Genomic DNA, 20,943 nt, shown 5'->3' with positions numbered 1-20,943 from the left:
AATCCTTTTCATTCACCATCCCTTAACGCACATGAGTTTTGCGGGCCGGATCGTATTCCCACCACCATTCAAAAGAGGGAAGCCCTAGCGATTCGAAACTCTCCAGGGGCAAAATATCAGTGAACAATCCCCCTTCAAATACACCGACGTGGGAAAGACCATTGATGGAACAATAGCGCTTACAAGTCTGAACCCAGAATAAACAACCGCTGTAATAGACAGTCATTCCATCAATATAATCACGAACTTCGGGAGATGCAGTAGCCAATACCTCCTTTCGCAACCGCAAAAACAAGCTAATCAACAGCCAACGCAGTTCACGATAGTGATCTATGCTCCCGGGGATTCACTCCCTTGCCGTCGCGAAGCATCTTGAAATCTATTGGGTATAAGCATTTAAGCATTTAAGCATTTAAGCATTTAAGCATTTAAGCATTTAAGCATTTAAGCATTTAAGCATTTAAGCATTTAAGCATTTAAGCATTTAAGCATTTAAGCATTTAAGCATTTAAGCATTTAAGCATTTAAGCATTTAAGCATTTAAGCATTTAAGCATTTAAGCATTTAAGCATTTAAGCATTTAAGCATTTAAGCATTTAAGCATTTAAGCATTTAAGCATTTAAGCATTTAAGCATTTAAGCATTTAAGCATTTAAGCATTTAAGCATTTAAGCATTTAAGCATTTAAGCATTTAAGCATTTAAGCATTTAAGCATTTAAGCATTTAAGCATTTAAGCATTTAAGCATTTAAGCATTTAAGCATTTAAGCATTTAAGCATTTAAGCATTTAAGCATTTAAGCATTTAAGCATTTAAGCATTTAAGCATTTAAGCATTTAAGCATTTAAGCATTTAAGCATTTAAGCATTTAAGCATTTAAGCATTTAAGCATTTAAGCATTTAAGCATTTAAGCATTTAAGCATTTAAGCATTTAAGCATTTAAGCATTTAAGCATTTAAAATATACCACAATCATCTTAAAAATAAATAAATAAATTACTTTAACTGCCAAAAATTATAAAAAAACTCACATCCAGCCAATAAGATGCCCAATTATTATGGGCATCTTATTGATAATATTAAGCCAGTTCTGTCATCACTAACTTAGCTATTTCGAAATAAATAATCAGGCCGGTACCATCGATAAACGTGGCAATAAAAGGCGCAGATACAACAGCCGGATCAATAGAAAACCTTTTTAATACCATCGGAATAATGGAAGAAACAATAGCACTCCAGACGGTAATAGCAATGATGGTCAAACTGACAACAATTGTCACCTCAATGCCTACACCTAATACCCAAGCACGGATAAGCGCAGCAAAACCAATCGTTACAGAAACTAAAAATGAAGTGGAAACCTCTTTGCGTAACACAGCCCCCAAATTACGCAAACTCACTTCCCCCAATGCCATTGCTCTGATTAATGTTGAGGTAATCTGTGTACCACTGTTCCCCCCCGTTCCAATTAATAACGGGATGAAAAACGCCAAAGAAATTGCCGCTTCCAGTTGATCTTCAAAAGCTTTAAGTACCGCGCCGGTATAGGCTTCTGCAACAAATAATAACAATAACCAACCAACCCGCTTACGCCATAATGTTATCGGGCTGGTGCTGAGATAAGGTTTATCCAAAGGCAAGGTTGCCCCTTGCAAATGAGCGTCTAATGTATTTTCATCTTCGATCAATTCAGCAATATCCTGTGGTCGCAGCACTCCCACTAATTTGCCAAAATGAATAACTGGTACACTATCCATGCCACTGTGATTTATCAAACCATAAACATCATGACGCGGCTGTTCCGGTGATACGGAAAAATAACTTTGCCTCATAATATCTGATACAAATAAATCATCAGCTACCGTCAATAACACTTTTACCGGTAATATGCCATTCAGATAGCCTTCATTATCAACGACATATAGATAGGTTGGGATCTGTTCTCCTTCAAGCTGATCAATCAGATTACTTTTTACTGATAAAACAGAGTCAGCAACGGATACAGAAATAAAACACTGGCTCATATATGCACTGACAGTTGCATCTTCATTTTTCAATTGATGTTTCTGTCGCTGATCAGCGTTTTTTTCATTAATGGAATGATTAGCCATAGCTAATACATCCACTTTTTCATGGGATGTGACTTTCATGATGTTAGTCCCTATTACTGTTGTGAACTTCAAACAGTACTCACATAGGGGCGAAACCAGATGAGAGAATGCAACAGCTATCTCCACGTCTCAGTTTTAGCACTATACAACGTATCCTGAATTCTCAGAAAGTTACATGGGGATATACCTTGGTTCGATATATCCTGTCCTAATCTTGGGCGTCTCTCGACGTCGTCAGATCAGCAACCTGTGTTTGTATAGGAGCCTCGCCTAACGAGATACTGCACTTATAATGCGGTGCAAATTATAAACAAAAATCAAAATAATTCAAGATTAATAGTCTGTTTGTTTAGATTTAATTTAAGTTACTGACAACAATAAAAAAACGGCACAGATCTTCACCTTTTGCCGTTTAGTGCAAATAATCCTATAAAGGAATTATTTATTTTCTTATTTCTTAGCTTCAACTCTAACTCTTTCAGCCTCAGTAATCAGTTGGTCAGCCGTTTTACCATCTAAGGATTTATAAAATTTTTGTTTCAATTCTTTTATGTCGCCATTAGCACCTGATTTGGCCAAGTCATTAAAATCGATGCTATTAAACATAGCTGCCTGAATTGATTCATCAAACTTAACTTTTTTATCACCAGGCAGCGCATCTCTTACCTTCTCAATGGACGTTTTCAACGCGATTTCATTAGAAGCGTCAATTTTAGGCTGGTTATCACAGCCAGCTAATACAGATCCTAACAAACAAATTGCTAACAATTTTTTCATATTCACCCCCGCAGAATATCAAACAAGGGAATAATAACAGAAGCAGAAACAATAAACCGTTTATAATTAGCTAAACTGATAAATAATAGAAATAAAATGAAATTTTCCATTTATTCTATTCCAAAACAATTTCTCCTTACCAAAACTCCCTGACAACAATTTATCAAGCTGTCAGAATATCCTGTCAGTCCTGCTCAACAGTGGTGATTGGAAGCATACCAAATTTCTCATTAAATATTTGCCCAAGTACATGTGTGTGTTCCATATAAGCCGCCGCACCTTTCAGGTCATACAAGCAAAGCATACGAAGACCATGCATATCTTCTCCTGCCAGCTGCAACGCCGCCATCGGATGATTAACATTAATCGCAGAATTCGCCAAACGACAGCGATTTGCCAGTGATTCCCGCAAATAAATAGCGTCTTTGATATAACCGATAATCCGCAAAGTATCGAAGTTAACATTGGTCAGTGTGGAGAAAAATATACGTGGAGCAAAACTGTCAATATCATGATCGACAATACTCAATTCCCGCGCTGTTATTACCCAAGCGGAAAGCCCTTGCAAAACAGCAACCAATCAATCCTGTAAGTCAGCAGTTTCAGCCGTTTTACCACACACCCCTTGCGCGTAAGTACAACCATTACCGGCAGGAGTTCGGATTGTTTGTTCACATTGCACCCAGAACATGATGTGTTCCTTATAAATTATATTTAATATGCATGTATAAAATTGCAACTTTTCCTGTTGTAAAAAAGCATTTTATCTACAACTTAACCTTTGTTTGATCTGGCGAAACTTCGAAATACAGAGGTATTTTAAGACGGGAACATCAATTAACCGGATAGCAACCATAACTTAATTCATTGTTATTATTAGTAAATAGTAAAAAATAAAAATATTATTCACCAGAGACACTAAAACCATTTGATTAATATAAATCGTTATCATTATCATTCCGAGTTTAGCATGAACAGATGTGGTCCCAATCAGATGAAATCGTACCTGAGTTTATCGCCTGACTTAACTACTCTAATAGATAGCGTATTACGACTTTCCGTTGCACTTCACGGCCAACCACAATTTTCAAATACACCGGCCAACCAAGAACGTTCTTTATTCAAGCAACAATGAGCTTCTGATACAAAATCTCATGTTGAAAACCAGCAGATAAAACTCAAAACAAAGGAGAAATAATGTCAGTCATCCATCGTACTGCAAAATATTTTCTGACTGCCATATTGATACTATTGCCTGTCTTTACTCAGGCAAAAGAAATTATCGTCAAGGATGTCACTGGCCGGGAGGTTAACGTTAATGCGCCGGTCAATCGGGTTATGCTGGCTGACAGCCGGGTATTGATTGCTCTTAATATTCTTCATCCCGATAATCCGCTTAAAGGGATTGTCGCTTGGGATAATGCACTGGAAATCAAATCGCCAGACTTGGCAACCGCTTATGGGAAAGACTTTCCACAGTTACGCAATATTCCCGTATTTCCTAACCCTTATCAAAGCGATTTCAGCGTTGAAAAAGCACTGACTTATAAACCCGACCTGGTTATTTTCGATATTGGCCTCCAAGCCAAACTCAATGATAGCAGAACCATTACTTTACTTGAGAAAGCCGGTATTCCCGTTATCTTTATCGATTTCCGTCAATATTCACTGGCAAATACTATTCCCAGTATGACGCTACTTGGGAAAGTATTCGGCGAGGAAGAAAACGCACAAAAATTTATTGCTTTCTATCAGGAGAGGATGAAAACAATTAATGAACGAGTTGGTACACTGGGTAAAGAACAGCGACCTCCTGTGTTTATCGAACGCCATGCAGGAATGTTTGGCGCGGAGCATTGCTGTAAAACTTTCGGTAATAGCAATTTTGGTGAATTTGTTACTGCCGCAGGGGGTGATAACCTTGGTGCCCGTTGGTTTCCAAGTATAGGTGGAGAGGTAAACGAAGAACAATTAATCGTCAGCAATCCTGAATTTTATCTGATGACCGCCGCAGACTGGGACAAAGTTCGCCCAGAAAGCCTTTCAGTACCATTGGGTTATACCGGCAATCTAAAACAATCACAGGAACGGCTGGAAAAACTACTGACACGACCAAAACTGAACGTATTAAGAGCATTCCGCGAAAAGCGGGTAATCGCACTCTATCACCAATATTACGATACGCCGTTTAACATTATTGCCGTTGAAGTTATAGCGAAATTCCTGCACCCGGATTTGTTCGAAGATATCGATCCGCAAGCCGACAGCCTATATCTGCATAAAACCTTTACAACCCTTGATGGTAGCGGAGTATTTTGGGTCACAGCAAAATAATATTTCATTTCAATCCGTTGGAATATTCCAACGGATATTTAATTTCACTATTTATTTATAATTTTCGCTCGTTAATATGCGTGATATCTTATATAACATGCTAATAGACATCCATTATTTTGTACTCTACTATACAGGTACTAAAAAATATAAAACATAACAAGAAAAATCTGATCAGGTAATAAATGTAAAGTGCAAATATATTCACATAATGAAACTATATTAAGAGGCTATCTCAATAATGTTATTAATCATCATGAAAAATAAAATAACCTAATGAAATAGATTCTAATTGTCACTATTCTTAAACCAAAGTAACCGGAGTATGTTAATGAAACGATTACATGATATTGAGAAAGAGATGTTGCCTGTTAAATCCTATAAAATGCTTATCGGTGGGCAATGGGTAGATAGTGTATCTAAAGAAACAACGAAGAGTTATAACCCGGCGACAGGTGAATTATTAGCTGAATATGCATCCGGTAATGCCGAAGATGTTGATCTTGCTGTCAGCGCCGCGAAAAAAGCGTTCTCTGCATGGAGTCAAACCTCCCCAATCGAAAGACAAGCTGTTTTACTGAAAATTGCTGACTTACTGGAAGTAGAACAAGAACGTTTTGCCATTCTTGAATCACTGGATTCAGGTAAGCCATTAAATGAATCTCGGAATATGGATCTACCCGCCTCCATTGACCAGTTCCGCTATTTTGCCGGCGTGATCCGTGCCCATACTGACGAAGCTTCAGTTCTCGATAGTAACACACTCAGCCTGGTGATCCGTGAACCCATTGGTGTTGTCGGGCAGGTTATTCCCTGGAACTTCCCGTTATTGATGGCGGCATGGAAACTGGCTCCGGCTCTTGCGGCGGGTAACACCATTGTGATTAATCCAGCAACAATGACACCCATCACACTGCTTGAATTGGGCCGGATACTGAATAAAGTCCTGCCGGCTGGGGTGGTTAATATTGTTACAGGTCGGGGATCCGTCGTCGGTCAAGCTATTCTGGACCATGAAGATGTCGAAAAAGTGGCATTCACGGGTTCCACCAGAGTAGGTTATACCGTAGCCGAAGCTGCGGCCAAAAAGCTTATCCCTGCCACACTGGAACTTGGCGGTAAATCAGCCAATATTATCTTCCCTGATGCCAATATGAAAAAAGCCGTAAAATATGCGGCCAAAGCTATTTTGCTGAATCAAGGGCAAGCGTGTGAATCAGGTTCCCGGTTATTCCTGCATAAAGATATTCATGATGAATTCCTTAACTCTCTGAAAACAGAATTTGAATCTGTCCGGGTTGGTGATCCGTTGGAAAAAGAAACCCAAATGGGAAGCCAGATAAGCCAAGAACAGATGGAAAAAATTCTCAGTTATGTCGATATTGCGAAAAAAGAGGGTGCAACTATCCTGACGGGTGGCAAACGGATTACTGGCGAAGGTTATGATGATGGCTTCTTTATTCAACCAACCATCATTATCAATGCCACTAATGAAATGCAGGTAGCACGCGAAGAAATCTTTGGTCCTGTATTGACCGTCATTCCATTCAGTACAGAAGACGATGTGATCAGAATGGCGAATGATTCTGATTATGGTCTTGGTGGTGCTGTCTGGACACAAGATATCAACCGCGCATTACGTGTCTCCAAAGCTGTCAAAACGGGTCGCATGTGGGTTAACACTTACCATGAACTACCCGCTCACGCACCATTTGGCGGCTATAAAAAATCGGGCCTTGGCAGAGAAACACACAAAATGATGCTGGATTCTTATACTCAGGTTAAGAACATCTACATCAAAACCAGTGAAGAATAATCTCAATCAGTGATTAGTGATTTAAAGAAGCCTTCTAATCTGGAAGGCTCAGACCGCAGGCCAACCTCATTCAAAATAATGAGGTTGGTTTTTTTCATAATGAAAAATGCTGTGTCCATTTTTCCCCCTTAAGCCGGTTTGATCACCCACCCAAGCACCATTTTAGCTCCGACGATACTGAATATCCCCGCTATCCACCGACCCCTTGTGCGGGCGGCGATCAATCAAGCGTTACACAAGTGAAATACCCTTTACTGAAAGTTCATATAATTCCATAATAATATTATCTAATAATCACAGAAATCATTAGATAATTAGTAACGGTAATACTAATAGACAAGTCAAGCTTCTTATTTGTAATCCCTAAAACTTGGCAGATCATAATATTAATTTAATAAGAAATAGCCCATAGGTTTATCATCTCTTGGTGGAACATAAAGATCATAACCATTTTCTTTACAAAATATTCTTAACTCCATAACTGAGCCAACAGAAAGTTTCTCATAGATATCTTCGAAAGATCTTTCCACAGTACGGCATGAAATACCCATTTTGACCGCTATATCTTTATTACTGAGACCGCAGAAAAACAGGAAAGTAACCACCCACTCGTTCTCTTTTAATATATCGTTCGGCGGCTCAAATTTAACCGGGGTAAAAATATGATGTTTAATATAATGAGCCATTGCAAAATACTCTATTTCTCTGGCATGAGAAACCACACCAATACATTGATTATTTTCATCCATTAATGGGGATTTGTTATAAAAATAAGATCTAAATCGTTTACCTTTCCCTACTGGATAAATCCCTATGGCTGATATTCGCTGCATATGCTTTAAGACCTTACTGTCGTGCTCTTCAAACAAATGGGAAAAATCATGAAATGGTGTGAGTAATTCTTTTTCAGAATACCCGATAACATCAAAATCTTTAGGGAGTTGATTAACTTTGATAAATACCCTGTTTGCATATCAATTCATTTGGACTGGCTGAAGGTGAAGAGAAAACGTCAATTTCGTTCATTTTTTGAACCGTTAATCTACATTTTTGCTATCAATCACCGAGAAAACTGCATGGTTTTTCACTGCACAGATAATTGAAGGTAAACTAAACTGACTGGCCTACCTCTTGCTATTTTTGACATATCACGCATAAGCATTTCCTTACATAAGCCTCAGGCCGTAAGCCTAGTGTGTTTGCCAATAAGATCAAGCAGTGTAAGCGTAGATGTCTATCCGGTATTTCGATTACCTTTTTAATTTTCCTGCTAGAACCGTACTTAGAAGGTGGATGTTCTCTGACAAAATATCGGGAGGATTCCTGAATTCGAGGCATTCATTATTTGCACTCAACATCTCTGGGCGGCAAAGTTTAAGTTCAACAATAATACTTTCAGGTACTTTGCAGGGATAACTCCCGAATCGGACAAACCCAATGACACCATCAATTGCCGATATTTTTGTTGTATGAATCTCTTCAGGATTAAAAAAACAAACATATAGCAAGGGAATAAAGCCTTGGGTTTTGCCCTGCGCAATGACTTACGATCTGGACGAGGAACAAAGCATTCCCTGACAGGCATATAACATTCCACTCCCCCTTGAGAGAGCGTATTCATTATTGAAGAGGAATGGCGTTCATGATGATAGAGAATATAACAATATTTCATATAGTTACCCAGATTTAACTTATAGGACAGGCAACTCTTCCGCCCAACTCGTACCAGTCGGGAGTTGTCTGACGTTACATTGAAAAATTGAAATAAAGAAAAATAATTATCGATAGAAATCGTACCAGATTAAAACACAAAAAAACACACAAACTGTCTTTTTTCATGAGTCCTTTTGATTTTAAAATAGTTTCTTAATAGAATAGGATTGCCGGATTGCCAAAACTCATTAGAGAATGAAAAATGTCCTTACCTGTCAAAAAAACAAAAGATAATATAGTCAAAAACATTAACTATTTAATAAAAAGCAGAGAAGAATCCAAATTATCTTTCTCAGAAAAGTCAGGTGTAACAAGATCCACTGTGTATAAAATTCTTGATGGCAAGATAAAAAACATACAGAAAGGCACAGTAGAAAAAGTTGCTAATTTCTTTGGCGTTTCTGTAAAACTATTGGAAGAGCACGACATTGCTTCCATAGAAGAATCAGAGAATAATCCAGACGGAAACATAAACCCGATAAGCGTACCCATCATAAAAGAAAGCCAACTTCATAAAAAATTTTCAAGAAAAATTAGCCAATTAATCGTTGAGTGCGATAACACATACTGTTAAACACATGAAAGAAACATCATTTGCATCAAGCTAGAATCAGATAAAAAACCATATTATATTAGTAGCGAGATGTTATTTGTTCGCCGTTTTTTTAAGGGTAGTGATGATGAATTACTCGTAACAATTAGGAATAAAAACATTGAGATTAAAGGTGAAATAATCCCTGACGACTTGTTGATTGGTTATATTATTGAGGAAAGGATTGATGAGAAAATTTAAGTTAATGGGATTTAAACGGGGAAAGTGTGTAAAGGCAATAATATTAGTTACTACAACAGGGAAAGCCGCCGCTTTGCACAATTTCCGGCACATCGTAAAAATCCTACCGTAAGTCGTCTTTAGTCACATCCAATACGTCAATGCTGACGTTTTGACGAAAATCTGTCCGATCAACCAAAAATTTCAGGCCACACCAGACGGATGCAACTTGCTGGAATGCCGGATTATGCATCACCATATCCAACTGACGGCTGACATGACGGCCAGCTCCGTTTGGTGAACCGAACTTAATTGAAACAAAATGCCGGAAAAAACCAGCACTTTGTCAGCCATCTGAGCCTTCCAGACTGGAAGGCTTTTATTCAAAGTTTTGTTTTAATATCAATACTATCTGCATTCACATCTTTAATATGCTCTTTTGTTAGCCGGTAAACAACCGGGCTTAACAATGCCAGTGCAATCAGGTTCGGGATGGCCATCATTGCATTTAATGTATCGGCCAGTAGCCAGACGAAATCCAACGATTGAGTCGCACCAACCATTAAAGCAATAATCCATACCACACGGAAAGGTGTAATGGCTTTCTGCCCAAATAGATACTGAATACATTTCTCACCGTAGAAACTCCAACCAAGAATCGTAGTAAAAGCAAATATTATCAAAGCGCCTGCTACAATATAGTTTCCACCAGGAATCACCGCAGAGAAAGAGGCCGCTGTCAGTGTCGCGCCAGTCTGACCGGTTAACCACCCCCCCGTAATGACGATAGTAAAGCCAGTGATAGAACAAACAATAATGGTGTCAATGAAAGTCCCGAGCATAGCAATCAACCCCTGACGAATCGGGTTTTGGGTTTTTGCTGTTGCATGAGCAATCGGCGCACTTCCCAGCCCCGCTTCGTTAGAGAAAATGCCCCGGGCCACACCAAAACGAATTGCCGCCCATACTGCCGCACCAGCAAAGCCACCTTGCGCGGCAACAGGCGTAAATGCAGATTTAACAATTAGAGCAAACGCGGCGGGAATTTCGCTGAAATTCATTCCCAAAACAATGATCCCGGCAGCTAAGTAGGCAACTGTCATAAATGGTACTAGGTTGTGTCCCTTAATGTAAATTGATAGTACTATCATCTAAACTGTTTTCAATATGGGAAAAAGATGATGGCACGTTACGACATTCCTGATGACGCATGGGTAGTGATAGAACCTTGTTTACCTCCGGTCCATTCAGAGCGGGCAGGACGTCCACATGTTGAACACCGCCGTGTGATGAATGGAATGTTCTGGGTCTTGTGCTCTGGGGCACCGTGGCGTGATTTACCTGAACGCTATGGTTCTTGGAAAACGGTCTATAACCGATTTAATCGCTGGTCAAACTCGGGCATTATCAACAAGATATTTAATCGGTTACTGTCCATTCTGGATGAAAAAGGCTCGATTGACTGGGCTGAAATTTGCCTGGATGGCAGCAATATTCGCGCGAGTAAAGATGCGGCAGGCGCGAAAAAAAACATCCCGATATCACTGACGACCATGCGTTGGGTCGCTCACGCGGTGGTTATGGCACCAAAATCCACCTGGCAACTGACGGAAAGGGCTTCCCACTCAACCTGATGTTGACGGCAGGCCAGGCCCATGAGAGTCAAACGGCTATTCCTTTGCTTGATGGCATTGGCGTCCAACGCAAGAATGGCTTTATGAAACGGCGTGGCAAAGCGGTGTTGGCAGATAAAGGCTATTCGGGAAGAAAACTCCGCGGTTACCTGCGCAAATTGAGAATAAAGAGCATTATTCCTTATAAAATCAATGAAAAAGGGCATAGTGATGGTCGTACACAATTTGATGAACAGGCTTATTGTGACCGTAATGTTGTCGAACGCTGTTTTGGTTTTTTGAAAGGTAATCGACGTATTGCCACCCGCTATGAAAAAACAGCACGAAACTATCTGTCGATGGTGAAATTAGGCTGTATTCGACTCTTTTGCCGGAGATTATATAATTAAGGGACACAACCTAATTTACCTGCCACATCAGCAATACGTTTAATACCACCGATAAGTACTGCACCAACCAGAATCGCCAGTATTATGGCAGTTACCAAGGTAGAAACACCGAAGTTACTTTGCAGTACGTCAGCAACAGAATTCGCTTGTACGGTATTACCGATCCCGAAACAAGCAATACTGCCAAATACGGCGAACAGCGTTCCCAACCAAGCCCACTTTTTACCCAGACCATTTTTTATGTAATACATAGGGCCACCAACATAGTGACCATTTTTATCAACCTCACGGAAACGGACCGCCAGTACAGCCTCTGAATATTTGGTCGCCATGCCGACTAATGCGGTTATCCACATCCAAAACAGTGCGCCCGGTCCACCCAATACAACCGCAGTAGCCACACCAGCAATATTACCTGTACCAATGGTGGCAGAAAGCGCAGTCATCAATGCGTTAAACGGCGATATCTGCCCCTCTCCCCGCTGATGATTACGCTCAAACAGTAATTTAAAACCCGTTCCCAGTTTACGTATAGGCAAAAAAGAGAGACGGATCTGCATGAAGATACCAACCCCCAAAAGACCGACCATCATCGGTATTCCCAACACGATCCCGTTAATAGCACTCAGCCATTCTGTGATTAATCCCATAGATACCCTCACATATTCCATAACAAAATAACAACATACGCGCAGCAGTCTAAATAAAGAATATTTACAGAAAATAAGCGAGAAAAAATTTCGTAAAAAGGGAAAAATATTTGATACTTGTGAGTGATATCACTTGATAGAATTTTAAGATAGTATGCCCCAAATTTGTTATACCAAACCCATCACACAATCTTCACATCTGAACTAATCTCTATTTAATCTTAATAAGTTACTGATAAATTTAACTCTTTTAACCAATTAAAATAAATAACCGTTCAGTAAAAATTATCAACGATTTTTCCGAAAATTTCTTTCTCTACTATCGTGTTTTCCCTCTTAAACAAACCATTATCTGGAATAGATTTATTACACCCGCCAACAAAGCAATAAAAAAATGCGTGTAATATTTTTTTCATCATAAAATTACCAACTCTTTCACAAGCCGCTTCACAATAATTGAATAACCTCATTGTATTACTGTTCTATTCAACTCATTTTGTCGGCTTAAGTTAACGAATAAGAGGAGGATCGCATGATGGAACAACAATATTTCATTGGTGTTGATGTTGGTTCAGCCAATGTCCGTGCTGCGGTTTTTGACCAATACGGCAAACGACATGCATTCTCTGTTCGCCCTATTCAACAATTTTATCCAAAAGCTGATTTTGTTGAACAATCCTCTACCAATATCTGGGCACAAGTATGTGTCACAGTAAAAGAAGCTGTCACATTGGCGAATATTAATCCCATTGATGTTAAATCAATCGGTTTCGATGCTACCTGCTCACTCGTTTCTGTAACGGCCAAAGGACAGCCGCTCTCTGTCGCTGAAAATGGTAATCCTGAGCACGATATCATCATGTGGATGGATCATCGGGCAATCAAAGAAACCATCACGATAAATCAGACAAATGATCCAGCACTATGCTATGCGGGTGGTGAAGTCAACCCTGAAATGGAACTACCGAAAATCCTGTGGCTAAAAAACCAATTCCCTCAGCGCTATCAGGATGTATGGCGTTTCTTTGATTTAGCTGATTTTTTGGTATGGAAAGCCACTGCCGCTGATGTAGCCAGTATCTGTACTCTTACCTGCAAATGGAACTATCTGGCTCATCAAAAACAGTTCAGCGAAGATCTACTTCATAAGGTGGGTTTAGATGAGTTAACCAATAAAGTTCCATCTACCATTCTTGAGCTTGGCGAGAAAGCCGGTTATCTGACCGCTGAAGTGGCTAAAGATTTTGGACTACACACAGGGGTTATTGTCGCCGGTGGCATTATTGATGCACATGCAGGCGGGTTGGCACTGGCCAGCGCATATCCCGAAGGCAACCTGGTCATTATTAGCGGTACCTCAAACTGCCACATGATTGTCAGCGCTTATCCTGTCATGATTCCCGGTGTCTGGGGACCTTATTTCGGCGCAATGCTACCCGATTACTGGCTCAACGAAGGTGGGCAAAGCGCTGCGGGTGCATTAATTGAGTGGTCAATTCGTCAGCATAACAACTGGCAGGAGCTGGAAGCAGAAGTTAAGGCATCTGGTCATCAATACTACCAGCTACTGAATGAAGCCGTTGCGCGGTTAGAAAAACAAGAAAAATACCCAACTGTTCATTTACATATTTTAGCTGACCATCACGGCAACCGTTCACCAAGGGCAAACCCTAACGCTAAGGGAATGGTCAGTGGGCTCACGCTGGAAAATGATCGTGATGCTTTGGCCCGCTATTACCTGGCAACCCTGCAATCTATCGCCTATGGCACTCGTCACATTATTGATGCATTAGTAGAAGCCGGACATCAGATAAACAGATTGGCTATATGTGGTGGCGCAACTAAAAACCCATTATGGCTACGTGAATACGCCAACGCCACCGGACGTGAAATTCATCTGCCTCAGGAAGAAGATGCAGTCAATCTTGGTTCTGCTTTGCTTGGCGCTGTTGCCTGCGGTTTTTTTGAAAACTTCACTCAGGCAGCAAAATCGATGGTACGTGACGGCAGCATTATCAAACCGGAAAAAGAGACATTTTCATTCCATCAGGCTAAATATCAAGTCTATCTGCAAATGTACCATGACCAACAACAATATAACGAAATCATGCAAGCCTGCGGTTAATCTTGAATAATAAGAACCGGAATATAGCAGAATAGAACACGCACTCCTGATTGCAATTCATAAAATAAATCAACAGTCGGTTGAACCGACCGTTGCTATTATTATATTCATTTTAATTTTTTACCGCTTTCTGGCGATAAGCGTCGCGAAGTTTAATTTTATTCTATTGCCATTTTCATCTGTTTTATGAAGATGCCCAGGACTTTCATTATACTTAATCATTTCCCAGTCAGCATAATAATGCTTCAATTCTCTTGGTTTTAAGAAACATTTAAATGGTAGTAATGAATATGGTACAGAATCTGTTTCAACCGGGCAAACAATTAAATTAATCCCACCGACATTAGTCTGTTTCTGCATATTGTAAATAACATCAGCGATTTTTTCCCGTTGTAGGAACATCAGCACCACAGTTGAAATAATTAAATCGTATTTTCCTATAATATTGTGTGAGTTAATATCATAAACAGAGGTATGAATATTTTTAACCTGTTGTTTCTCTTTAATAGCATTAATTGCGTCAATATGTTGCAGACTAATATCCACTGCTGTAACAGCATAACCTCTTTCTGCCAGATAGAAAGTATTCCGGCCACGGCCGGATCCCAAATCCAATGTTTTACAAGGAGAAATAATATCTGCCAAATACCTGATCTCTGAGTGAGGCAATGACAAGTTATTTTGCTTATAAAACAGATATTGAGGTTCGCATAGGAAAGAGAGCTGGCACTTAATATCATCACTCACCGATTTAATCTTATGCCAAACTTCTGGCTGAATGATAGAAGGTTGTTTTTGCGCATTAAAATATGCACCATCTTCCTGATCATCGTCAAAAATCACAAATTCAAGTTCACCCTCAAGGATCTCAAGACAAGCATACGTTCCCTCTTTGGTGTTGTGTCTTTCCGTGAACATGTCAGGAATGGTGTTTTTGTGCCAGATTGGCATTTGTTTATAGCAAACAAGATCGCTCATAGGAGTTCCCTGATAATAAAATGTATTTTAAATGCATCTTATAGTTACCGTCTGTCACTGTAAAGACATAAAGTAATGGGAGAAAAATTTCGGCGGGTTCACCGTAGCTATCCTTACGAAATAAAAGAAAAAATGATTAATCTTCTTTTTACTCGAGCGAACTCATTAATTATCAGAAAACAAAATATAGTAAGATTTCGTTGATAAAATTTCTCCGGCCAAAGCCGGAGAAAAAGATCAATCCTTATAACTGTATTGATAATGTCCGCCATAATAGAGACTGGAGTTTTTCTCTACCGCATTTAGCAATACGCCTTTAATATGCGTGCCATTTTGCTCAAATCGGCGAATAGCGACATCAACTTCTTTAACTCTCGTTTTATAATAACGGGCAATTAACAATGAAGTTCCTGCATATCTCCCAATAATCGCAGCATCGGTTACGGCTAAAATAGGTGGAGTATCTACCAAGACATAATCATAATGCTCTTCTGCCCAGGATAATAATTCCTTGAATCTATTATGCATCAGCAACTCTGACGGATTAGGTGGAATATCGCCCCGACTGACAAAATCAAGCTCAGTAAGATAGGTTCTGGTAATAACCTCCTTTAACTGATTCTGACCAGCCAAATATTCAGAAAGCCCCAGAGATTGAGGAACTTCTAACACCTTATGCAAATGACCTCTTCTCATATCTGCATCTATTAAAAGAACGCGTTTATTACCTAATGCCAATACTGCCGCAAGGTTCACCGAAATAAAAGATTTTCCCAATTCAGGTGCCGAACCAGAAAGAAGAATAACTTTATTCGCGGATTCCATCATTGAAAAATGCAGGGTTGTTCTAAGACTCCGCAATGCTTCAATAGCTAAATCAGTAGGATCATGAATGGCTAATAACCGCAATTTCTGACGTTGTGTTCTCTTTTTCTGTTGCTGTTCAAGTTTAGCCTGGGTCTCAGATAATGGGATAGTTGCATAAACGGAAATCCCTATTTCTTCCAATTGTTCAGGGCTTTCAATTCCTTTACGGAACATTACCCTTAATAAAACGATACCAATTGACGATATAAGCCCTAACATTGTCATAGCAGCAATGATCAGTGGTTTTTTCGGTTTTACAGCAGAACTTTCTACAACAGCTTTATCAATAATACGGACATTACCAACCGTCCCAGCTTTCAGGATGTTCAGTTCCTGTTGTTTATTGAGTAACTGCACATAAATTTCTTGTCCAACCTGGACATCCCGGGTTAAACGTAAAATTTCCTGCTGTGTTTTCGGTAACCGTTTGATTGACTGATTCAGTTCCTTTTTGGTATCAGCCAACGTCTTACGTTTATCAAGCAAAGCAACATAAGCAGGATGTTGTTTGGTATATAATTGCTGTAACTCAGCTTCTTTGAAAGTCAACTCATTGATCTGTTTCTCAATCTGGACCAATGTCTCCAAAGCTGATTTTGCTTCAAGTGATAAATCAACAGATTCATTAGCCTGACGATACTGATTAAGCAGCTCTTCAGAACTATTGAGCGCCATTTTAACTTTAGGCAAATGATTCTTTAAAAAATTAAGACTACTCTCAGCCTCTTCTGTTTTTCTTGTCACATTCTGTTGCAAATAATTTTTACTGACACTGTCAAGTATCGATTTTATTCTTTTACGATCATCACCTTCTATTTCAAGCGAGATAATGCCGGTATTATTTCCTTTCTCCGTCACCCGTAAAGCTTGTTGCAATGAACGAATAGCGTCCAATCGGGGCCGTTTAACCAATGTAAAGCTTTGCCCTGGAGAAGCTAAAATATTTGAGATAAGCAAATTTATGCCATCTGCATCAAGTACCTTGTTCACTTGCCCGTGAAAAACCTGATCACCAAACTCCAACTGATAATTTTCTGAATCATCGACATATATTTTTATAGCTTTACCAATATACTCTGATGATACCGTAAAATTTTTAATAACAATGTCAGGTTTTGGCATACCTCGAAGACGAGCAATCCCCTTGCCTATCACAGGAAAGTAGTCGGCTGTAACCTGAATATCCAGATTCAAATCCTTTACCGTCTTGCCTATTATCATTCGGGAAACTAATAGTTCCAGTTCTGCTGATGTATCTGACTGTCTTCCAGACAGCATATCCGTCATATCCCCGACTAAAGATAGTGCGCTGCTTTTCTTTTCAACCTGCAATAAAGCATTCGCTTTGTATACAGGTGTAGCAACTAAGGAATAACCAAGACCAATAACCATGAATAAGAGAGTGATTCCGCCAATAGCCCAGCGATAATCGAATAAGGCACTAATAAGACGGCCTAAATCAATTTCATCACTATCTGTATGTGTGTGACTTGATTTATCTGATGTAGTCATAAAAAGCCTATAATTACTTTATTAAGAAGTAATGAAAAATAAAAAACCCAGAATCAAAAAATACTTATAAGTTATAATTTACCTAACCAACCATTAGCACTCTTAAATAACAATTGATATACATATTCATAAACCTCGATATCGGATTTATAAGGATCAGGAATCTCCATTTCACTTAGCCAATGACCAAAAAGCATTGTTTTCCCTCTTGCCCCTAGGTTTATCCGGTTTACAGCCTCAATATGTTTTTTTTCCATAACCAAAATCAGGCTTGACTGCTGACATAATTCACTGGTTAGCTGGCGTGCAGTATGCCCTTCCAAAGACAATCCATGTCTGGACGCAACCTTACTTGAGAGCTCATGTGCAGGTTTACCCGTCAAAGCCGATATTCCCGCAGAATAAATCTCTTTCTGAGGAAATAGCTGCCGCAATAAACGCTCCCCTGTTGGAGATCGACAAAGATTACCTACACACACGATCAGAATAGAATTAAACATTAATTAGGCCACGTACGAATCCATCGGGTTGTTTCAGTCAGGTTGTTAATGCTTGATATCGTTGGCACCAACTGACTGATAACCCGATTCCAACGGACAATTGGTGCACTGGTAACATAAACAATATCATAAGGTTGCAAATTAAACTCAGTTCCCAGGATTAATGCTGTTGCATCCTTAGCATTGAGCTGATAAATATTTGCTATTTTCCCATTATTATCAGGCACATTGCGCAACGAACGGATAACAAAAATTCCACTCGCATCGCTTGATAATTGATCCATACCTTCAGCGTTACCTAATGCTTCTGTCAAGGTCATACCACTGCGATCCATACGTAACGTGCTCTGTTTTCTGACTTCCCCCATAACGAATACTTTCAAATCATCATTGCGAGGAATGTATAAGATATCGCCGGAATAGAGCAGACGATTTTGCTTCAGATCACCATTTTGCATTAAATCCTGAAGAGAAATAATCGTCTCTTTTCCCTTATGAGTCAAAATAACCCTTTTCCAATCAGCATCTTTGGTCAAGCCACCAGCATGGTTAATCGCATCAATAATAGTTAAAGGCACATTGGTAATAGGCTGTTGATCAGACTTGGCGACTTCGCCTGTTATATAGGCTTTTTGTGAGCGGAAAGCAGCAATATTTACATCAATCTGAGGAGATTCGATATACTTTGATAATTTCTCTGTAATCAGAGTACGCACTTGAGTGACCGTTTTCCCTTTCACATGAAGTTTGCCAATATATGGATAAAAAATCGTTCCGTCAGAATGCACCCAATTACCCGTGTCACTGGCACTACGATATTGCCCCGCTGGTATTGTCAACTCAGGATGATCCCAAACAGTAACCATAATGACATCACCTACACCAATACGGTACTCATATTGCTGTAATTCTTTATCTAACTCAGGATTAGGTCGAGCAATAGCAGAATTTACTCGTAATTTTTCAATTAACTGTGGTGTTACCGGATAAACATTTACCAAATTATTAATATCATAGTTACTATCATTATCATTGATTATTTCTTTATTATAAACAGGAAGACTACTCCCAGGAGCAACCGTACAACCACCTAATAACATAGAACAGGATGATGCCAGAACTATAATTAATTCCTTAATATTCATCAGAAATTTATCCTTAAAAAATAATAAATAAAAAAATACATCAATTAGTATTAATTATAATCTCCCAAAGAAAAGTAGATTATAATATAATAAGATATAATATAATATAAAAATTTTGCTTAAGTATCACAATTTTCTATGTTACTGGTCATATCACTTTATAAAAGCAATAAAAATCAACTTAATACCTTTGAGAAGCGCAAACTATTAGGTAAAAGATAAATCAGACAAATAATATATTTATTAACTATTTAATTATAGAATGTATTTTATAAGATATTATTCCCAGCAGCAAGTAAGAACCACTCCCTCCGACTACAGGATAACAAGAACATTCATCAGAGTTTATCGAAACTGGATACATGTTTTAGATGACAAAAAATGAACACCAACTTGTATCAAGTCGGTATTCGCATAAGTAATTTTGTCATTTATATAATGATAACAGACCAAAAAACAGCTATTGAATTTGTCAAATAGACTAAATTTAATTATTTCATAAATAATATCTCGGTAGTATTAGCTACTTTCAGACTAATAATCTGACAATTTAACCGATCACACTTTCAAATTGTTATGATTGCCAAGATCACCACTTTGTGTTTTTCACGATTATCGATTGTTTTATATTAGAAGTAGCAAATCTAAGAGTTGAATATATTCAACAAAAACTTTATCAATTGGAACTATCATGAACAAATCAACCATCCTGAGAATAGCCAGACCAACCGATAACCTAAATCAGGTAGCCAACATGTACTGCCAAGGCTTAGGGTTTACTATTTTAGGTGAATTTAAAAATCATGAAAACTTTGATGGCATCATATTAGGGCATCCAGATCATCTCTGGCATCTCGAATTTACACATCACCGTGGTACAACAGCAGGCAGAGCACCCACACAAGATAATTTACTGGCCTTCTATATATCAGACCATTCAGAGTGGTTACATCAAACATCGTTACTGGAAACCGCTGGTTTTATCGCTGTTCCTTCTTACAATCCATACTGGGATGTTAATGGTAAAACATTTGAAGATATTGATGGTTATCGGGTTGTGTTACAAAACACAGTATCCCCTGTTTAATTTTAAGCATACTTGCCTGATAACCAACCCACACCTACCTTGTTTTACATTGTGAAATAACATAATCAAAACTCAGCTACTGACACTGAGTTTTGATGTACTCCTGCAAGTATTTAGTTTGCTTTTCGTTCTCAACAATCATTCTTCGGAGAGCGAAATAATCTTGTTCAGCTGCCGGGTTAAATCGTGGGGTTCCTGCATGGCCCATGCTGCCGGAGGAACCGGTTTCACTTTGATTACAGGTTGCCGCGATACGCAACCGGAGGCGGCCAGCGGCAACATCACCACGAAGAGCATCAATTTCAGATTTGGCATGAGCAAGTTCCTTTGTATATTGATTATCCAGTTCAGACAGACGTTTTATCCTCTCCTGCTGACTGGCGATTTCATTCTGTTGCTCCAGTAACTCGCTCTGTAGCCGGACTGTCGTATCAAGCTGTTTAGTGTACTTACCGTAATAGTGATGAGCCACCAACGAGACAAGAACCAGGGCAACGAAGGTGTAACCGTGTGAGTTAAACTTCATCATATCG

General features: G+C 39.1%; 16 protein-coding genes, 4 pseudogenes and 1 riboswitch. Of the genes and pseudogenes, 6 read left to right on the top strand and 14 right to left on the bottom strand.

The genetic code is table 11. The features are described 5' to 3' along the window. Window positions 1–22: 22 nt before the first annotated feature. The 4 genes and pseudogenes from ACUN2T_RS07300 to ACUN2T_RS07285 form a co-directional block, all read right to left on the bottom strand. Window positions 23–268, bottom strand: coding sequence for a hypothetical protein (locus ACUN2T_RS07300; RefSeq protein ID WP_445496900.1), 246 nt, complete (start codon window positions 266–268; stop codon window positions 23–25). An 811-nt stretch (window positions 269–1,079) separates the two neighbouring features. Next, a complete protein-coding gene (locus tag ACUN2T_RS07295; RefSeq protein ID WP_445496899.1) occupies window positions 1,080–2,150 on the bottom strand; it encodes a magnesium transporter in 1,071 nt (356 codons plus the stop codon). Window positions 2,151–2,224: 74 nt separating this feature from the next. Beyond that, a riboswitch (M-box (ykoK) riboswitch) is annotated at window positions 2,225–2,396 on the bottom strand. A 165-nt stretch (window positions 2,397–2,561) separates the two neighbouring features. Continuing rightward, complete coding sequence (locus ACUN2T_RS07290) at window positions 2,562–2,888, bottom strand: DUF6694 family lipoprotein (protein WP_445496898.1); 327 nt, start codon at window positions 2,886–2,888, stop codon at window positions 2,562–2,564. 226 nt (window positions 2,889–3,114) lie between these two features. Continuing rightward, window positions 3,115–3,579, bottom strand: a pseudogene (locus ACUN2T_RS07285) (hydroxylamine reductase); the annotation flags it as partial. 506 nt (window positions 3,580–4,085) lie between these two features. Between ACUN2T_RS07285 and ACUN2T_RS07280 the strand changes: the two are divergent. Beyond that, window positions 4,086–5,222 carry an ABC transporter substrate-binding protein gene (locus ACUN2T_RS07280; RefSeq protein ID WP_445496897.1) on the top strand — a complete coding sequence of 379 codons (1,137 nt, stop codon included), beginning with the start codon at window positions 4,086–4,088 and terminating at the stop codon, window positions 5,220–5,222. Window positions 5,223–5,553: 331 nt separating this feature from the next. Further along, entirely contained in the window at window positions 5,554–7,038 is a 1,485-nt protein-coding gene (locus ACUN2T_RS07275; protein WP_445496896.1) for an aldehyde dehydrogenase family protein, read from the top strand. Between the two features lie 386 nt (window positions 7,039–7,424). On the opposite strand, the gene ACUN2T_RS07270 is transcribed toward ACUN2T_RS07275, so the two are convergent. Then, window positions 7,425–7,871, bottom strand: a complete 447-nt coding sequence (locus ACUN2T_RS07270) for a helix-turn-helix transcriptional regulator (RefSeq protein WP_445496895.1) — start codon at window positions 7,869–7,871, stop codon at window positions 7,425–7,427. Window positions 7,872–8,389: 518 nt separating this feature from the next. Next, window positions 8,390–8,659 carry a hypothetical protein gene (locus ACUN2T_RS07265; protein ID WP_445497826.1) on the bottom strand — a complete coding sequence of 90 codons (270 nt, stop codon included), beginning with the start codon at window positions 8,657–8,659 and terminating at the stop codon, window positions 8,390–8,392. A 294-nt stretch (window positions 8,660–8,953) separates the two neighbouring features. Between ACUN2T_RS07265 and ACUN2T_RS07260 the strand changes: the two genes are divergently transcribed. Then, window positions 8,954–9,325, top strand: a complete 372-nt coding sequence (locus ACUN2T_RS07260; RefSeq protein ID WP_445496894.1) for a helix-turn-helix domain-containing protein — start codon at window positions 8,954–8,956, stop codon at window positions 9,323–9,325. A 325-nt stretch (window positions 9,326–9,650) separates the two neighbouring features. Here the strand turns inward: ACUN2T_RS07260 and ACUN2T_RS07255 are convergent. Both ACUN2T_RS07255 and ACUN2T_RS07250 read right to left on the bottom strand, forming a co-directional pair. After that, window positions 9,651–9,800 (bottom strand): annotated as a pseudogene (locus ACUN2T_RS07255) (type VI secretion system contractile sheath domain-containing protein); the annotation flags it as partial. Between the two features lie 106 nt (window positions 9,801–9,906). Continuing rightward, window positions 9,907–10,638: pseudogene (locus ACUN2T_RS07250) on the bottom strand (alanine/glycine:cation symporter family protein); the annotation flags it as partial. 66 nt (window positions 10,639–10,704) lie between these two features. Here ACUN2T_RS07250 and ACUN2T_RS07245 point away from each other — a divergent pair. Further along, a protein-coding gene (locus ACUN2T_RS07245) for an IS5 family transposase (RefSeq protein WP_445497825.1) occupies window positions 10,705–11,546 on the top strand; the annotation gives its coding sequence in 2 pieces (ribosomal slippage) (window positions 10,705–11,047 and window positions 11,047–11,546; 843 coding nt in all). 11 nt (window positions 11,547–11,557) lie between these two features. On the opposite strand, the pseudogene ACUN2T_RS07240 reads toward ACUN2T_RS07245, so the two are convergent. Continuing rightward, window positions 11,558–12,196: pseudogene (locus ACUN2T_RS07240) on the bottom strand (alanine/glycine:cation symporter family protein); the annotation flags it as partial. Window positions 12,197–12,731: 535 nt separating this feature from the next. Here ACUN2T_RS07240 and ACUN2T_RS07235 point away from each other — a divergent pair. Further along, window positions 12,732–14,321, top strand: a complete 1,590-nt coding sequence (locus ACUN2T_RS07235) for an FGGY-family carbohydrate kinase (RefSeq protein ID WP_445497824.1) — start codon at window positions 12,732–12,734, stop codon at window positions 14,319–14,321. A 120-nt stretch (window positions 14,322–14,441) separates the two neighbouring features. On the opposite strand, the gene tehB is transcribed toward ACUN2T_RS07235, so the two are convergent. From tehB to ACUN2T_RS07215, 4 genes are all read right to left on the bottom strand, one after another. Continuing rightward, on the bottom strand, window positions 14,442–15,299 hold the full coding sequence (gene tehB, locus ACUN2T_RS07230; RefSeq protein ID WP_445496893.1) for an SAM-dependent methyltransferase TehB: 858 nt from the start codon (window positions 15,297–15,299) through the stop codon (window positions 14,442–14,444). Between the two features lie 237 nt (window positions 15,300–15,536). Further along, window positions 15,537–17,678, bottom strand: a complete 2,142-nt coding sequence (locus ACUN2T_RS07225; protein WP_445496892.1) for a polysaccharide biosynthesis tyrosine autokinase — start codon at window positions 17,676–17,678, stop codon at window positions 15,537–15,539. Window positions 17,679–17,749: 71 nt separating this feature from the next. Then, window positions 17,750–18,178 (bottom strand): arsenate reductase/protein-tyrosine-phosphatase family protein, encoded by a 429-nt coding sequence (locus ACUN2T_RS07220; RefSeq protein WP_445496891.1) that lies wholly within the window; start codon window positions 18,176–18,178, stop codon window positions 17,750–17,752. After that, complete coding sequence (locus tag ACUN2T_RS07215) at window positions 18,178–19,323, bottom strand: polysaccharide export protein (RefSeq protein WP_445496890.1); 1,146 nt, start codon at window positions 19,321–19,323, stop codon at window positions 18,178–18,180. Before ACUN2T_RS07215 ends, ACUN2T_RS07220 begins: the two co-directional genes overlap by 1 nt. Window positions 19,324–20,014: 691 nt before the next feature. Between ACUN2T_RS07215 and ACUN2T_RS07210 the strand changes: the two genes are divergently transcribed. After that, on the top strand, window positions 20,015–20,410 hold the full coding sequence (locus ACUN2T_RS07210; RefSeq protein ID WP_445496889.1) for a VOC family protein: 396 nt from the start codon (window positions 20,015–20,017) through the stop codon (window positions 20,408–20,410). A 76-nt stretch (window positions 20,411–20,486) separates the two neighbouring features. Here the strand turns inward: ACUN2T_RS07210 and ACUN2T_RS07205 are convergent, their stop codons facing one another. Further along, entirely contained in the window at window positions 20,487–20,939 is a 453-nt protein-coding gene (locus ACUN2T_RS07205; protein WP_445496888.1) for a lysis protein, read from the bottom strand. Window positions 20,940–20,943 lie beyond the last annotated feature (4 nt).

The organism is Photorhabdus machadonis (assembly GCF_052657765.1).
Note: the sequence above shows the minus strand (reverse complement) of the source record. Positions and strands in the feature narration are given on the sequence as shown.

Coding starts and splice junctions, on each gene's coding strand:
- ACUN2T_RS07295 (WP_445496899.1), bottom strand. CDS start 2,150: ATGAAAGTCACATCCCATGAAAAAGTGGATGTATTAGCTATGGCTAAT.
- ACUN2T_RS07290 (WP_445496898.1), bottom strand. CDS start 2,888: ATGAAAAAATTGTTAGCAATTTGTTTGTTAGGATCTGTATTAGCTGGC.
- ACUN2T_RS07280 (WP_445496897.1), top strand. CDS start 4,086: ATGTCAGTCATCCATCGTACTGCAAAATATTTTCTGACTGCCATATTG.
- ACUN2T_RS07275 (WP_445496896.1), top strand. CDS start 5,554: ATGAAACGATTACATGATATTGAGAAAGAGATGTTGCCTGTTAAATCC.
- ACUN2T_RS07270 (WP_445496895.1), bottom strand. CDS start 7,871: ATGCAGCGAATATCAGCCATAGGGATTTATCCAGTAGGGAAAGGTAAA.
- ACUN2T_RS07265 (WP_445497826.1), bottom strand. CDS start 8,659: ATGAATACGCTCTCTCAAGGGGGAGTGGAATGTTATATGCCTGTCAGG.
- ACUN2T_RS07260 (WP_445496894.1), top strand. CDS start 8,954: ATGTCCTTACCTGTCAAAAAAACAAAAGATAATATAGTCAAAAACATT.
- ACUN2T_RS07235 (WP_445497824.1), top strand. CDS start 12,732: ATGGAACAACAATATTTCATTGGTGTTGATGTTGGTTCAGCCAATGTC.
- tehB (WP_445496893.1), bottom strand. CDS start 15,299: ATGAGCGATCTTGTTTGCTATAAACAAATGCCAATCTGGCACAAAAAC.
- ACUN2T_RS07225 (WP_445496892.1), bottom strand. CDS start 17,678: ATGACTACATCAGATAAATCAAGTCACACACATACAGATAGTGATGAA.
- ACUN2T_RS07220 (WP_445496891.1), bottom strand. CDS start 18,178: ATGTTTAATTCTATTCTGATCGTGTGTGTAGGTAATCTTTGTCGATCT.
- ACUN2T_RS07215 (WP_445496890.1), bottom strand. CDS start 19,323: ATGAATATTAAGGAATTAATTATAGTTCTGGCATCATCCTGTTCTATG.
- ACUN2T_RS07210 (WP_445496889.1), top strand. CDS start 20,015: ATGAACAAATCAACCATCCTGAGAATAGCCAGACCAACCGATAACCTA.
- ACUN2T_RS07205 (WP_445496888.1), bottom strand. CDS start 20,939: ATGATGAAGTTTAACTCACACGGTTACACCTTCGTTGCCCTGGTTCTT.